Annotated in this window: 13 protein-coding genes; 6 read left to right on the forward strand and 7 right to left on the reverse strand. The window is 61.4% G+C overall.

Translation table 11 applies throughout. The annotated features are described in order from the left end of the window. Positions 1-179: 179 nt before the first annotated feature. The gene (locus ACX3M4_RS07765) at positions 180-1,682 is read left to right on the forward strand and encodes an aminotransferase-like domain-containing protein (protein ID WP_459358011.1); all 1,503 of its coding nucleotides are present in this window, start codon (positions 180-182) and stop codon (positions 1,680-1,682) included. Positions 1,683-1,706: 24 nt separating this feature from the next. On the opposite strand, the gene aptA is transcribed toward ACX3M4_RS07765, so the two are convergent. Next, positions 1,707-3,023, reverse strand: a complete 1,317-nt coding sequence (gene aptA / locus ACX3M4_RS07770) for an omega-aminotransferase AptA (RefSeq protein ID WP_459358012.1) — start codon at positions 3,021-3,023, stop codon at positions 1,707-1,709. A 185-nt stretch (positions 3,024-3,208) separates the two neighbouring features. On the opposite strand from aptA, the gene ACX3M4_RS07775 reads away from it, so the two are divergent. Further along, positions 3,209-3,958: an SDR family NAD(P)-dependent oxidoreductase gene (locus tag ACX3M4_RS07775; protein ID WP_459358013.1), complete on the forward strand. Its 750-nt coding sequence runs from the start codon at positions 3,209-3,211 to the stop codon at positions 3,956-3,958. Between the two features lie 62 nt (positions 3,959-4,020). On the opposite strand, the gene ACX3M4_RS07780 is transcribed toward ACX3M4_RS07775, so the two are convergent. From ACX3M4_RS07780 to ACX3M4_RS07805, 6 genes are all read right to left on the reverse strand, one after another. Next, entirely contained in the window at positions 4,021-4,875 is an 855-nt protein-coding gene (locus ACX3M4_RS07780; protein ID WP_459358014.1) for a fumarylacetoacetate hydrolase family protein, read from the reverse strand. Positions 4,876-5,008: 133 nt separating this feature from the next. After that, the gene (locus tag ACX3M4_RS07785) at positions 5,009-5,953 is read right to left on the reverse strand and encodes a substrate-binding domain-containing protein (RefSeq protein ID WP_459358015.1); all 945 of its coding nucleotides are present in this window, start codon (positions 5,951-5,953) and stop codon (positions 5,009-5,011) included. A 75-nt stretch (positions 5,954-6,028) separates the two neighbouring features. Next, positions 6,029-7,033 (reverse strand): ABC transporter permease, encoded by a 1,005-nt coding sequence (locus ACX3M4_RS07790; RefSeq protein ID WP_459358016.1) that lies wholly within the window; start codon positions 7,031-7,033, stop codon positions 6,029-6,031. After that, positions 7,030-8,556, reverse strand: a complete 1,527-nt coding sequence (locus ACX3M4_RS07795) for a sugar ABC transporter ATP-binding protein (protein WP_459358017.1) — start codon at positions 8,554-8,556, stop codon at positions 7,030-7,032. Before ACX3M4_RS07795 ends, ACX3M4_RS07790 begins: the two co-directional genes overlap by 4 nt. 34 nt (positions 8,557-8,590) lie before the next feature. Next, positions 8,591-9,340 carry an SDR family oxidoreductase gene (locus tag ACX3M4_RS07800; protein ID WP_459358018.1) on the reverse strand — a complete coding sequence of 250 codons (750 nt, stop codon included), beginning with the start codon at positions 9,338-9,340 and terminating at the stop codon, positions 8,591-8,593. Positions 9,341-9,400: 60 nt separating this feature from the next. Further along, a complete protein-coding gene (locus ACX3M4_RS07805) occupies positions 9,401-10,927 on the reverse strand; it encodes a UxaA family hydrolase (protein WP_459358019.1) in 1,527 nt (508 codons plus the stop codon). A gap of 208 nt (positions 10,928-11,135) precedes the next feature. On the opposite strand from ACX3M4_RS07805, the gene ACX3M4_RS07810 reads away from it, so the two are divergent. The 4 genes from ACX3M4_RS07810 (at position 11,136) to ACX3M4_RS07825 (ending at position 14,258) form a co-directional block, all read left to right on the forward strand. Next, positions 11,136-11,849 (forward strand): GntR family transcriptional regulator, encoded by a 714-nt coding sequence (locus tag ACX3M4_RS07810; RefSeq protein ID WP_459358020.1) that lies wholly within the window; start codon positions 11,136-11,138, stop codon positions 11,847-11,849. A 69-nt stretch (positions 11,850-11,918) separates the two neighbouring features. Then, entirely contained in the window at positions 11,919-12,971 is a 1,053-nt protein-coding gene (locus ACX3M4_RS07815; protein ID WP_459358021.1) for an aldo/keto reductase, read from the forward strand. Continuing rightward, positions 12,961-13,392 carry an RbsD/FucU family protein gene (locus tag ACX3M4_RS07820; protein WP_459358022.1) on the forward strand — a complete coding sequence of 144 codons (432 nt, stop codon included), beginning with the start codon at positions 12,961-12,963 and terminating at the stop codon, positions 13,390-13,392. The genes ACX3M4_RS07815 and ACX3M4_RS07820 overlap by 11 nt, the downstream gene beginning before the upstream one ends. Next, entirely contained in the window at positions 13,389-14,258 is an 870-nt protein-coding gene (locus tag ACX3M4_RS07825; protein ID WP_459358023.1) for an amidohydrolase family protein, read from the forward strand. The genes ACX3M4_RS07820 and ACX3M4_RS07825 overlap by 4 nt, the downstream gene beginning before the upstream one ends. Positions 14,259-14,361 lie beyond the last annotated feature (103 nt).

Below are 14,361 nucleotides of genomic sequence, written 5' to 3' on the forward strand. Positions count from 1 at the left end.
AGTGCCCGTCGATCCTGTACCGCGTTGCAAGAAAGACTATTGCGGTGCAATATCCGGCCTTAGAGCCAGGGAATGAAAACTATGGAGCCAGAGATACTTCCGGGCTATGCGGCACCCGGAATTGGCTTCAGACTTGCGTTTGACGGCTGAGCGAAACCAGGGACATTCTTTCGGCACTGATGCTTGCGACCTATTTCGAAACGCCCTTTGATCCGGGAAGGCGATTGCAGCACCAGATCCAGGAACGGCTGATCGAGGCCATTCTGGACGGCGTCTGGCCTCTGCACGAGCCGCTGCCGGCAACTCGTGTCTTTTCAAGCGAAATCAAGGTTTCCCGCAACACGGTTGCCATCGTCTATGAAAGGCTGGTTGAGGACGGTTATCTGAAGTCCGTCAACCGCCGCGGGTACTTCATCAACGAGCGGCATATCCGGGAACAGCTCAACATCCGGGTCGACGATCACGCCAAGGATATTCTGCCCACTGCCGAACACCCCTTCGATCCGCAGGCGTTTCTGTCCTGCCGCTATTCCGAACAGGCAAACATTTCCAAGCCTGCCGATTGGCAAGCCTATCCCTACCCCTTCATCTACGGCCAGCTCTCGCCCGACAAGACCTCCGTCGCGCGCTGGCGCGACTGCGTCCGTCTTGCAGGAACCGCCCAGCATGCCCCGACCTGGATCGGAGACCTGGTCGACCGGGACGACCCGATGCTGGTGGACCAGATCATTCGCCGGATGCTGCCGCAGCGGGGGTTTCGCGCAGACCCTGACGAAATCCTGGTGACCGTCGGTGCGCAGAATGCCCTCTTCATGGTGGCGCAACTCTTCTGCCGGCCCGGTGTTAGGGCGGACATGGAAGAACCCGGTTATGTCGACACGCGCAACATCTTCCAGTCCTTCGGTTCAGAGCTCAAGTTTCATCCGGTCGATTCAAACGGCATGCGGGTCGGCGACACCTTGAAGGGTGCCAGGCTTGTTTATGTGACGCCCGGCCACCAGTCTCCGACCAATGTCACCATGTCGATGGAACGCCGCCTGCGGTTACTCGCTCTTGCCGAAACGCATGATTTCATCGTTTTGGAAGACGACTACGAACACGAGCTGAATTTCATCGGTGCCCAGAAGCCGTCGCTTCGCAGCTTCGACCGGACCGGCCGGGTCATACATGTCGCCAGCCTTTCCAAGGCCTTGTTCCCGGGATTGCGGCTCGGATTCATTGCGGCCGACAGGCGCATCATCCGGGAGCTCAGGGCGCTGCGGCGCTTGATGTACCGGCACCCTTCCGCGCTCGATCAGCGTGCTATGGCTATCTTCCTGTCGGAGGGGCACTACGATTCCCACATCCGCCGCCAGCGCAAGATCCTCTCCCAGAAGTGGAAGAAGATCTTCCGGCTGATCGAGACGCACCTGCCGACCTGCCGGGCAACAGTTACGACGGGCGGCTCCGGTGTCTGGCTTCGACTGCCGGAGAGTGTCCTGGCTGCCGATCTGCAAGCCATGGCAGCACGCAAGGGTCTGCTGATCGAATCCGGAGACGATCGCTACTTCTCGGCAAACAGCCCCCGCAATCGCATCCGACTCGGCTTCGGCGCTATTGCTGAAGAGAAACTCGAACCCGGCATCCGCCTGCTGGGGCAGCTTCTTGACATCTGCGAACGGGAAACAGCGCACCACATGTAAGATCGCCCGTCGATTGCAGCAAAATCAGAGTTCGGCGCTTCCGAGGACCTTCTGGAGAATGTCGACCATTTTCGACAGGTCGTCCTCAGACGTTATGAAGGCCGGGGCGAAGATGAGGGCATCACCGGTCGCCTTGACGTGGAGGCCTTCGTCGAATAGCAGCCGCTGCACCAGCGACCCTTTTTCACCAGGTGTCCTGCCCGGTGTCAGCTGGATGCCGGAAATCATGCCATGACCGCGCAGATCGAACACATGAGGCAGGTTTCGCAGGCTGAAAACGCCATCGAGAAACACTGAAGACAGGCTTGCTGCCCGCTCGAAGAGACCGTCGGCCTTGTAGATCCCGAGCGTTGCCAGTGCGGCAGCACAGGCGACCGGATGGGCCGAATAGGTATAACCGTGCATCAGCTCCGGCCGGTCCGCGGAAATGGACCCGATGACCGCTTTCTGGATCTCCGTTTTTACCGCGACCGCGCTCATGGGGATCGCGCCATTCGTGAGCGCCTTGGCCATGGTCATGACATCAGGTGTCACGCCGAACTCCTGCGCCGCAAATGCCGACCCTGTCCGCCCAAAACCCGTGATGACCTCGTCAAAGACAAGCAGGATGCCGTATTTGTCGGCAATCTCACGCAGTTTCTGAAGATACCCGACGGGAGGCACGATCGTGCCGATGGATCCGGCGATCGGTTCGACAAAGACTGCCGCAATCGTCTCGCCGCCATAGGTCCTGCAGATCTCTTCCAGATCTTCGGCGAGCCAGGCTCCGTCTTGCGGCTGCCCGCGCGTGAAGCGCTGATCCTCGTTCCAGGTGTGGCGCATGTGGACCACGTCGCAGGTGACACCGGAGAATTCGCGGCGGTTGTTCACCATGCCCGCGAGCGAGGTACCGCCCAGGTTGACACCGTGATAGGCCCAGGAACGGGAGACGAACCGGGTGCGCTGCGGCTCGCCCTTGGCCTTGTGGTAGGCAAGGCAGATCTTGATTGCCGAATCAACCGCTTCTGAGCCTGACGAGCCGAAGAAGATCCGGTCGAGTCCATCAGGCAGGAGCTCGCTCAGGGCCTCCGCGAGTTCGAAAGAGATCGGTGCGGCTCGTTGGAAATGCGGCGTATAATCCAGGACCTGGAGCTGCTTGTAGACGGCTTCTGCGATCTCCTTGCGCCCGTGACCGGCAGCACAGGTGAAGAGGCCCGAAGACCCGTCCAGAATTTCCCGGCCTTCTGGTGTCCAGTAACGCACGCCTTCCGCCCGCGCAAACATTTGCGGTTCCTTGTGGAAGAGACGGTTGTTCGTGAAGGGCAGCCAATGGTGATCCATGTTGATCGGCATCTGGGTCATGGCACGGGGTCCTTGAGCTCGAAACGGTTTCATCACTCCTAGGACCAGTCGCAAGGCAGACTTAGAGCCAGCGCTCACATTCATAGGAGCCAGGAACGCAGAACCCCGATTTTGACGTTGTGCCGCCGGTTCAGCCGCCTATGGTCCAGGCAAACTCTTGACCCCCTTCTTCGAAAGGCAAGCGCATGAGCGGCACACTCCTCATCACCGGGACAACTTCGGGCTTCGGCCAGGCAATGGCGCGGCTGTTTGTAAGGAATGGCTGGAAAGTCATCGGGACCGGCCGGCGCGCGGACCGGCTGGCGGGCCTCAAAACCGAACTCGGAGACGGCTTTCATCCCCTTGTCTTCGACATCATGGACGAAGCGGCGACCAGAGCTGCCCTTGCAAGCCTGCCCGAAGGTTTCCGGCAGATCGATATCCTCGTCAACAATGCCGGGCTCGCCCTTGGAACGGCCTCCGCTCCTGGAACGAACCTGTCGGACTGGAAGACCATGATCGACACCAACATCACCGGTCTCGTAACCATTACCGACCAGCTTTTGCCCAGGTTGATCGAGCGAAGAGGCATGATCGTCAACATCTCGTCGATTGCCGCGAACTGGCCATACCCGGGCGGCAATGTCTATGCCGGCACCAAGGCCTTCCTGCGCCAGTTTTCACTTGGCTTGCGGTCGGATCTTCATGGCAAGGGAGTGCGGGTGACGTCCATCGAGCCGGGTCTGTGCGAAAGCGAGTTCACACTTGTGCGTACAGGCGGCAATCAGGAAAGCTACGATGCGCTTTACGGCGGCGCAAACGCGATCCAGCCGGAGGACATCGCCAACACGGTCTACTGGGTCGCGACCCAGCCACCGCATATCAACGTCAATTCGCTGGAGGTCATGCCTGTCAGCCAGTCATGGGGTGGCTGGCAGATCGCCCGCGATGCTTAGGGAAAAGTCGACGGCCGAACGCTTGGCTGCGTCCGGCCGGTGCTTTCATAAGATTTTACAGATCAGGCCCTGGTCACCTTCTGCGTCTGGCTGCCGAGCTTGTCGATGCCAAGCGTCATGACTTCCCCGCCTTTCAGATAAATCGGCGGCTTGTGGCCCATGCCCACACCCGGAGGCGTGCCGGTGGAGACGACGTCGCCCGGCTGCAGGCTCATGAAGCGGCTGAGATAGGAGACCAGGAAGGGCACGCGGTAGACCATGGTCTTGGTGGAGCCGTTCTGACGGCGCACGCCGTCGACGTCCAGCCACATGCCGAGATCGTCGAAGTCACCGACCTCGTCCGGGGTCACAAGCCAGGGGCCGAGCGGACCGAAGGTGTCGCAGCCCTTGCCCTTGTCCCAGGTGCCGGCGCGCTCGATCTGGAATTCGCGTTCCGAGACGTCGTTGATGACGCAGAAGCCAGCGACATGGCTCATTGCGTCGGCTTCCTCGATATAGGCACCGCCCTTGCCGATCACGAGGCCGAGTTCGACCTCCCAGTCAGTCTTGTGAGAGCCGCGGGGGATCTTCACATCGTCGTCCGGGCCGATGATGGCGGAGGTCCACTTGTTGAAGACGACCGGCTCCGGCGGCACGTCGAGGCCGGATTCAGCGGCATGGTCGGCATAGTTGAGGCCGATACAGATGAACTTGCCGACATTGCCGACACAGGGGCCAAGGCGCAGGTCCCCCTGCGGCGTGCCGTCGACGACGGGCAACGTGCTGATGTCGATGCCCTGGAGGCGCTGGATGCTTTCCGGCAACAGGACGTTGCCCGCAATGTCCGGCACGACGGAAGACAGGTCGCGTACCCGGTTGTCGGCATCGAGAATGCCGGGCTTTTCCTGTCCCGGGGCGCCATATCTCAGCAATTTCATGAAGGATCGTCCTTGAAGGTTGGAACCCGGCCGTTTGGGGCGGCCGGGCATTGGTGTCCGGATCGGTCTGCTTTCAAGCCGGAGGGGATGAAAGCAGAAAGCCGACCGGGAGGAAAGGCTGACCGGCTTGCGATCAGTCGTAAAGCACAGCGGCGATCTTCGGATCGTCGATGTTGGACTTGTCGTACCAGTAGAAGCCGGTATCGATATTGGCGGGGACTTCCTTGCCCTGGGACGCATCGAGTGCGGCCTTGACGGTCTCGTAGCCGATGCCGACCGGGTTCTGGGTGATCGCTCCGGCCATGACGCCGCTGAGGATCGCATCCTTCTGGGCCTTGCCACTGTCATATCCGATGATGACGATGTCGGACTTGCCCATTTCGGTGACGCCGTTGACGACGCCGAGTGCAGACCCTTCATTGGCGCCGAAGACACCCTTCAGATCCGGATTGGCGGTCAGAATCGCCTTGGTGAGCTCTGTCGACTTCAGGTGGTCGCCGCCACCGTACTGGACGGTCACGACCTCGATGTCCGGATACTTGTCCTTGATCTGATTGGCGAAACCGTCGACGCGGTCGATACCGGTGCGGCTGGTCTGGTCATGGGCGACGATCGCCACCTTGCCGGCGCCGCCGATCAGTTCTGCCATCTTGTCGGCGGCAAGCGCTGCCGCGGCGACGTTATCGGTGGACGCGGTGGTCACCGGGATGTCGCTGTCGACGCCACTGTCGAAGGCGATGACCGGAATGCCCTTTTCCTGGGCCTGCTTCAACAGCGGAATAGCGGCCTGGCTGTCGAGCGCGGCAAAGCCGATGGCCGTCGGGTTCTTGGCGAGGGCGGCGGCCAGCATGTCGATCTGGCGGTCGACCATGGTCTCGTTGTCCGGACCTTCGAAGGTGATGGTGACCCCGAGTTCGGAGGCTGCCTGATCGGCCCCGGCCTTCACGGCCTGCCAGAACTGGTGCTGGAAGCCCTTGGAAACCAGCGGAATGTAGGTTTCCTGGGCAAAGGCAAAGTTTCCGGACAGCATCAGCGCGGCGGCGCTGGCGGCTCCGATGAGGGTACGTCTGTTCAGCATATTCCTCTCCTGTGGTTGATCGGACAGCATGTCCGGAAAGCGGGGCGTTGCGGCCCTCTTGTTGGTTGACGAGTTTCAGGCTTTGCGCCTGCGCACCATGTCCGCATAGACGGCCAGGATGATGATCGCGCCCGTGACCACCGTCTGCCATTCCTGGGCGACGGAGAGCACGCGCAAACCGTTGGTAAGCACTGCCATGATGAGGGCCCCGATCAGCGTGCCGAGCACCGTGCCGCGGCCGCCGGAGAGCGAGGTGCCGCCGATGACGACGGCGGCGATGGCTTCGAGTTCGTAGCCGAGGCCCAGCGCCGGCTGGGCGGAGTTGAGTCGCGAGGCGATGAGAATGCCGGCAATACCGCAGATGGCACCGGCGAGCGCATAGACCGACATCTTCCAAAAATCGGTGTTGACGCCGGAAAGCCGCACGGCCTCCTCGTTGGAGCCGAGCGCGAAGGTATAACGGCCAAGAACCGTGCGGCCGAGAATATAGGAGGCGGCGCCCGCGACGAGGAACAGGATCAACACGCCATTGGGGATCGGCAGGGCTGGAAAGATGTCGCCGATCAACGAACCGCGCGAGATCAGATCGAAACCCGGCGTATCGTTGAAATAGATCGGCCGGGTGCCGGAGATCACCAGCGACAGGCCTTTCAGGATCAGCATCATGCCGAGGGTGGCGATGAAGGGCGGGATCTTCATCTTGGCAATGAAGGTGCCCGAGCACAGGCCGCAAAAAGCGCCCGTTGCAATGGCGGCGATGACGCCAAGCGGCAGCGGCATGCCGAGATTGGTGAGGACTACGCCGGCGATCACCGCGCAAAAGGTCATGAGTGTGCCGACCGAAAGGTCGATCCCGCCGGTGATAATCACCAGCGTCGCGGCCACCGCCAGCACTCCGTTGACCGACGTCGCCTGCAGGATCGCGATCATGTTGGACGTCTGCATGAAATTTGGCGAGGCAATCGAGAAGCCGACCAGGAGCAGGATCAGGCTGGCGAAGGCGAGCAGCTTCTGATGCGCTCCGCCTTCTATGAGCCGGGCGGCAAGTGACGGCGAGGATGTCGTGTTCACGGCGGTCATTGGGTGTATCCCTCTGGCTGCATGGAAGGCGCCCGGAGCGTCGCCAGATGCATGATGTCTTCCTGGGTGGTGTCCTCGCCGCCCGGCAGGATGCCGGTGAGGCGGCCTTCGCACATGACGGCGATGCGGTGGCTGAGCCGCATGATTTCCGGCAGTTCGGAAGAGATGACGATGACCGCCCTGCCCTCCTTCGCCAGCGCCTTCAGCAGCTTGTAGATTTCCGACTTGGCACCGACATCGATGCCTCTGGTGGGCTCGTCGAAGATCAGGATGTCGCAATCCCGGTAGAGCCACTTGGCGATGACGACCTTCTGCTGATTGCCGCCGGACAAGAGCCGGACTTCCTGCCGGTCGGACGGCGTGCGGATTTCCAGTTTGCCGATATAGTCCTGCGCCGTCTTGCGCATCGCGTCTTCCCTCAGCACGCCGAAGCTGCCGGAGAAACGATCAAGGCTGGCAAGCGCGATATTGGTGCGCACGTCCATACCGGTGGCAAGGCCGAAGTGCTTACGGTCCTCGGAGAGATAGCCAATCCCTGCCTTCACCGCGTCGGAGGGCTTGGAAATAGAGCAGGGCTTGCCATGCACGCGGATCTCGCCGCTGTCACGCGGATCGGCGCCGAAGATCGCGCGGGCCACTTCCGTGCGCCCGGCGCCCATCAGCCCGGCAAAACCCAGGATCTCGCCTTTCTTTACAGAAAAACTGACATCGCGGATCTCGCGGCCGCGATTGAGACCCTTCACTTCCAGAACGGTTTCGTCCGCGGACAGGTCGGGAACCGAGACGGCCTCGTTGGTGACCTCGCGCCCGACCATCATTGAGATGATCTTCGCAACGGGCGTCTCGGCCGCGCCAACCGTGCCGACATAAGCCCCATCGCGCATCACCGTCACCCGGTCGGCGATCTGCTTCAGTTCGTCCATCTTGTGGCTGATATAGATGATGCCGACACCATCAGCCTTGAGGCGACGGATGATGGTGAAGAGTTCGGCGATCTCCGCATCGTTGAGGGCCGCCGTCGGTTCGTCCATGATCAGGATCTTGGAGCGGTAGGACAGCGCCTTGGCGATCTCGACCATCTGCTGGCGGGCGATGGTCAGCTCGCCGACAATTGTCTTCGGATTGAGGTTCAGGTTCATCGAGCGGAAGATTTCGACGGCCGCCGCATTCAGCGCCACCTCGTCCAGCCGGCCGAAGCGCAGGCGCGGCTCGCGGCCGATGAAGATGTTCTGGGCCACCGTCAGGTCGTTCATCAGGCTGAGTTCCTGGTGAATGATGCCGATGCCGAGATCCTGCGCCGCGCGCGGTCCGTGCAGCTCCACGGCCTGGCCATTGACCAGCAGTTCTCCTGCATCCTTGGGATAGATACCGGACAGGATCTTCATCAGGGTCGACTTGCCGGCGCCGTTTTCTCCCATGAGTGCGTGGACCTCGCCGCTGTCGAGCTCGAAGCTGACGGCTTTCAGGGCATGCACACCGGGGAAGCGTTTTTCGATCCCCGCCATCCTCACCAGTTGTGTCATCGCAGTCCTCCCAAACCGCAATGAAGACCTCACCTCAGATGGTGACGCCTCCATCGACCAGAAGCGCCTGACCGGAGACGAACCGGCTTTCGTCAGACAGCAGATAGACGACCATCGGTGTCATGTCGTCGACGGTTGCGAGCCGGCCCATGGGCTGGCGGGCAATGAAGTTCTTTTCCGCTTCCACCGGATCCGGTGCGGAGGCGATGCGGCCACGCAGCGACGGCGTATCGACAGTGCCGGGGCAAAGCGCATTGCAGCGGATGCCTTCGGCAACAAAATCGGCGGCCACACCCTTGGTGAGGCCGATCACGGCCGCCTTGGTCGTCCCATAGAGCGTGCGCACCGGAAAACCTTTGATAGAGGACGCCATGGACGCCATGTTGAGGATCGAAGCCCCGCCAGTTGCCTTGGCCCGTTCCCGCATGCCGGGCAGAAAGGCCTGGGTCATGCGGTACATGGAGGTGACGTTGAGATCGAAGCTGAAGGCCCAGTCGTCTTCGGAGATATCGAGAACCGTGCCGTGATGGACGAAGCCGGCACAGTTGAAAAGCCCGTCCAGCGGCGGCAGGCCGGCAGCCAGCGCATCGACCGCGCTCCGGTCGCGCACGTCCAGTTTCCGGGTCTCAATCCCGGGGCATTCTCCGGGAAGGGTTGCCAGGGTTTCCTCGTTGATATCTACGGCAAAGACCTTCGCGCCTTCGCGGGCACATGCAATTGCGCTTGCACGGCCGATGCCCTGTCCGGCCGCAGAAACCAGTATTGTCTTATCCTTCAAGCGCACTGAATTCCTCCCGAAAGTCCGCCGATTTTCCGATGCCTTTTTCGATCCTGCCGCGCGCGACTACATCACCGCACCGATCTGCCACGGCACGAATTCCACGCCGCCGAAACCGAGCTCCTCGCTTCGCGACTTTTCGCCGGAAGCGATCGCGATGATCCGCTCGAAGATCTCCTCGCCCTTGGCTTCCAGGCTGATATTTTCCGAAATCACGTCGCCGCAATTGATGTCCATGTCCTCGGACATGCGGCCATACATCTCGCTGTTGGTGGCGAGCTTGATGCAGGGGGTCGGCATGTAACCGGAAACGGAGCCACGGCCGGTGGTGAAGACGATGATGTTGGCGCCAGACGCGATCTGGCCCGTCACGGAGCAGGGATCGAAGCCGGGGCTGTCCATGAAGACGAAGCCCTTCTTGTCGATGGGTTCGCCAAACTTGTAGACATCGACCAGCGGTGCCGACCCACCCTTGGCGGCTGCGCCGAGGGACTTTTCCAGAATGGTCGTCAGCCCGCCGCGCTTGTTGCCGGGAGACGGGTTGTTGTCCATCTCGCCGCCGTTGCGGGCGGTGTAGTCCTCCCACCAGCGCACCCGCTCGATCAGCTTCTTGCCGACATCGACGGAGACCGCCCTGCGGGTCAAAAGGTGTTCCGCACCGTAGATCTCCGAGGTTTCCGACAGGATGGTGGTGCCGCCGTGACGAACAAGAAGATCGGAGGCAATACCGAGCGCCGGATTGGCGGTGATGCCGGAATAGCCGTCCGAACCGCCGCACTGCATGCCGACCGTGATCTCGGAAACCGGAACCGGCGTGCGCTCGGCCTTGTTTGCAAGCTCGGCCAGCTCACGCAATTCCTTGAGTCCCGCCTCGATTGTCCGGCGGGTGCCGCCCGTCTGCTGGATCGTCATATAGCGCAGGTCGCCGCCCGGGCGGATCTTTCGGTCGCCGATGAGATCGGCAATCTGCATGACCTCGCAGCCGAGGCCGATCAAAAGGATCGCGGCAAAATTCGGATGCTGGGCGTAACCGGAAAGCGTCCGGAAGAGGGTTGCATAGCCCTCGTCCTTGCCGGACATGCCGCAGCCGGTGCCGTGGACGATCGGAACGATGCCGTCGACATTCGGGTAGTCCTTGAGCAGACCTGACTTTTCGGCAGCTTCGGCGATGAAGCGCGCGACCGACCCGGAGCAATTCACGGACGTCAGGATGCCGATATAGTTGCGCGTGCCTGCCTTGCCGGTCGACCGGCGATACCCGAGGAAGGTGCGCTCTTCCGCAATCGGCTCCAGCGGGATGGACGCTTCGGCATACTGGAAGTCCTGGCTGTGATCGCCCATGCCGAGATTGTGGACATGGACATGCTCGCCCGGACGGATGTCGCCTTTCGCCTCGCCGATGATCTGGCCGTAGCGAATGACGTTCTCACCCTTGGCAATGGGCTTGCGGGCGATCTTGTGGCCACGTGCGATCGCTTCCGGCAAAGGCCCATCCACAAATGCCGCCGAGCTACCAGCAGCAATGTCCTGAAGTGCGATGACGACATTGTCATCCGCATTCAAAAGGATCGAATTTGCATGAGGCTGCAACAAGTCTTTCTCTCCCCGTTCCAGCTTCTTCGGTCCGGCAATATCGCTCGAACGGGAGCGAAAATTTGCCGATAACCTTTAGAAAACGAACGTCTTTTCCTAATTTCCCGCTCTCCGCGGACTTGTCCCCGTTCGCGCCGTTCTTTCTTCACGATTAGCTTGACAGAATAACTGTGTCAACTAACATGTTAGCATTCTAACCGAGATAGCCATGTCACTTAGCAGCGAACAAGACATCCTGGAATTTCCCCTTCCGGACATCGGCAAACTGTCCGGATCGCTGGCGCAGCGTGTCTACGAGGCACTGCGCTCGGCGATCCTGGCGATGGATCTGCCTCCTGGAACCCTTCTGAAGAAGCAGGTGATTTGCGAACAGCTTGGCGTCTCACGCTCACCGGTGACCGAGGCGATCACCCGTCTGGCGGCGGAAGGCCTGGTGGAGGTGGTTCCCCAGTCCGGCTCCCGGGTGACGCGCTTCTCCATGTCCGAAATCCGTGAAGGCGCGTTCCTGCGCGAGGCGATCGAACTGGCGGCGGTCGCCAAGGTCGCGGTGGAGCGCACCGAAGAGCAACTGGCCGAGCTGACCCGGAACCTCAGGCTTCAGGCACTTTGCCTTGAGGACCATGACGAGGCCGGCTTTTACCGGGAAGACGAGCGCCTGCACGAACTGATCCTTGCGTTCACCGGTTACCCCAGGCTTAACCAGCTTTCTGCAACCGGCTGGGTCCAGGTCAACCGGGCACGGCACCTGCTCCTGCCCATGCGTGGCCGGGCGATTGCCTCCTACGAAGAGCACCGGGCGATCGTTGAAGCGATCCGCGAAAAGGACCCGGAGAAGGCGCGCCGGGCCATGCAGGTCCACCTGAGTGAACTTGTAACCCGTCTGGAACCGCTCATCGAAAGCCGGCCTGACCTCTTCGAATAGCAACGCCCCATCGGCCGGGAAGACCGCGAAGAACGCGGCATGCCGGCAATGAATAAGTGGAGGACGCCTATGAACGCCCTGCCGACGCGGCTCCTGAACAACAGGACCGCGCGCAAGATTGAATTGACGGAGATGGGTTTCGGCGGCGCGCCGCTCGGCAATCTCTATCGCAAGGTTTCGGAAGAGGACGCCCAGGCAGCCCTCCAGGCAGCCTTCGACAATGGCATCCGCTATTTCGACACGGCCCCTCAATACGGCCTCGGCCGGTCCGAAATGCGCTTTGCCGAAGCGATCGAACGCTTCGGCCGAGACACCATCGAGCTTTCAACCAAGATCGGCCGGTTGCTGCTGGACTGCGAGCCGCATGAAGTGACACCGGAAGCCTTTGTCGACGTGCCGCAGAAGCGTATCGTCTTCGACTACAGCTATGATGGCGTCATGCGCAGCTATGAAGCCAGCCGCGAGCGGCTTCAGGTCGCCAACGCCGATATCCTCTTCGTCCACGATGTCTGCGCCTTCTCGCAAGGCTCGCAGGAAGCCAGTGACCTCAGGGTGCGTGAACTCTTCGACCTTGGCGGCTACAAGGCCCTGACCGAGCTGAAGCAATCAGGTGAAATCTCTGCCATCGGTGCCGGTGTCAACGAATGGCAGGTCTGCCAGAAGTTGCTGGGTCTTGCCGATTTCGACTGTTTCCTGCTCGCGGGCCGCTACACGCTGTTGGAACAGGATGCGTTGGAAAGTTTTCTGCCGCTCTGCGAAAAGCGGGATGTCGGCATCATTCTCGGCGGGCCATACAATTCCGGCATTCTGGCAACCGGAGCCGTTCCGGGCGCCAAGTACAATTACGCCGACGCGCCGCCCGACATCCTGGAACGGGTGCGCCAGATCGAGCTTGTCTGCCGAAGCCACTCGGTCCCGCTGATCGCCGCGGCGCTGCAATTCGTACTCGGCCATCCCTGCGTGAAGACAGTCATTCCCGGCGCGGTCAGCGCTGCGGAAGTAGAGGCCAATATAGCGCTTCTGAAGACCGACATCCCTGCCGCGTTCTGGTCGGACCTGCGCTCGGAGCGCCTGATCCGGGATGATGCCCCTCTGCCGAGCGAGACCAGCCATGCTGCGTAACCTGCCGCCGATCCTGAGCCCCGCCCTGCTCTATGCGCTGCGCGCCATGGGCCATGGCGACGAGATCGTCATCGCCGACGCCAATTTTCCGGCGGAAAGCTCCGGGCCGGAGTGTATCCGCCTCGACGGCATTTCGGCGACCGACACGCTGAGCGCCATCTTGAAGGTCATGCCGCTCGACACCTTCGTCGAGGCGCCCGCGCGAACCATGCAGGTCGTCGGCGAGCCGGATGCTATCCCGGAGATCGTCGCCGAATTCCAGACGATCATCGATGGCACCGCCGACAGGCCGGCGAAGATCGCGACGTTGGAGCGGCACGCCTTCTATGAGGCTGCGAGCAGTGCCTATGCGGTCGTCCAGACCGGCGAAACACGGCTTTACGGCAACATCATCCTGACCAAGGGCATCATAGAGTCATGATCGACGCGCATCAGCATTTCTGGGCGCTTGATCGTGGCGACTACGGCTGGCTGACGCCGGACTTCGGCCCGATCTACCGGGATTTCAGCCCCGCTGATCTGACACCGATGCTGGAGCGGTTCGGGATTGAAGGAACCATCCTGGTGCAAGCCGCCCCGACGGTTGCCGAAACCCGCTACATGCTGGAGCTTGCCAGCGAGAACAGCTTCATCAAGGGCGTCGTCGGCTGGGTCGATTTCGAAGCTGCAAAAGCTCCGGACCTGATCGCAGAACTGGCCGAAAACCCGAAGCTCGCCGGCCTCCGTCCGATGATCCAGGATATTGCCGATCCGGACTGGATGCTTCTGCCGAGCCTTGCACCAGCCTACGAGGCCCTGATCGCGCACGACCTTGTCTTTGACGCCCTCACCTTGCCGCAGCATCTCAAGAACCTGCTGCAGCTGGCCCAACGCCATCCGGACTTGCGCATCGTCGTCGACCATGGCTCCAAACCACGAATTGCGGCGGGCGAGATCTCTGGCTGGGCCGAGGAGATGCGGGCAATTGCCGAAAACACCTCTGCTCTCTGCAAGCTCTCGGGCCTCGTGACCGAGGCCGGGCAGGATTGGTCCATCGAGAATCTACGCCCCTATGTCGACCACCTTCTGGACATCTTCGGCCCTGATCGCCTGATCTGGGGCAGCGACTGGCCGGTCTGTACGCTGGCCTGTTCCTATGAAGACTGGGTCGGGATGACCGACGCGCTGCTGAAGGATCTCGGCGAGGCTGAGCGGCAGGCGGTGATGGGCGGAAATGCAGAGCGGGCTTATTTGCAGAAGCGCACCGGAACTTCAACCTCATCCAGCGGAAGCTCAACTCACATCTGAGTCACCCCGGACAAGCGAAGCGCAGATCCGGGGACTACTCTCGGTGCGCCTTGCTGAAGCGCAGATTTCGTCTTGGCAGACCGACACCCCTCAGCGTCTCTGG

The sequence above is a fragment of the Roseibium sp. M-1 genome (assembly GCF_054515675.1).

Bases quoted from the DNA above. Each gene is read 5' to 3' on its own strand.
- ACX3M4_RS07765 (WP_459358011.1), top strand. From the start codon at position 180: ATGCTTGCGACCTATTTCGAAACGCCCTTTGATCCGGGAAGGCGATTG.
- aptA (WP_459358012.1), bottom strand. From the start codon at position 3,023: ATGACCCAGATGCCGATCAACATGGATCACCATTGGCTGCCCTTCACG.
- ACX3M4_RS07775 (WP_459358013.1), top strand. From the start codon at position 3,209: ATGAGCGGCACACTCCTCATCACCGGGACAACTTCGGGCTTCGGCCAG.
- ACX3M4_RS07780 (WP_459358014.1), bottom strand. From the start codon at position 4,875: ATGAAATTGCTGAGATATGGCGCCCCGGGACAGGAAAAGCCCGGCATT.
- ACX3M4_RS07785 (WP_459358015.1), bottom strand. From the start codon at position 5,953: ATGCTGAACAGACGTACCCTCATCGGAGCCGCCAGCGCCGCCGCGCTG.
- ACX3M4_RS07790 (WP_459358016.1), bottom strand. From the start codon at position 7,033: ATGACCGCCGTGAACACGACATCCTCGCCGTCACTTGCCGCCCGGCTC.
- ACX3M4_RS07795 (WP_459358017.1), bottom strand. From the start codon at position 8,556: ATGACACAACTGGTGAGGATGGCGGGGATCGAAAAACGCTTCCCCGGT.
- ACX3M4_RS07810 (WP_459358020.1), top strand. From the start codon at position 11,136: ATGTCACTTAGCAGCGAACAAGACATCCTGGAATTTCCCCTTCCGGAC.
- ACX3M4_RS07815 (WP_459358021.1), top strand. From the start codon at position 11,919: ATGAACGCCCTGCCGACGCGGCTCCTGAACAACAGGACCGCGCGCAAG.
- ACX3M4_RS07820 (WP_459358022.1), top strand. From the start codon at position 12,961: ATGCTGCGTAACCTGCCGCCGATCCTGAGCCCCGCCCTGCTCTATGCG.
- ACX3M4_RS07825 (WP_459358023.1), top strand. From the start codon at position 13,389: ATGATCGACGCGCATCAGCATTTCTGGGCGCTTGATCGTGGCGACTAC.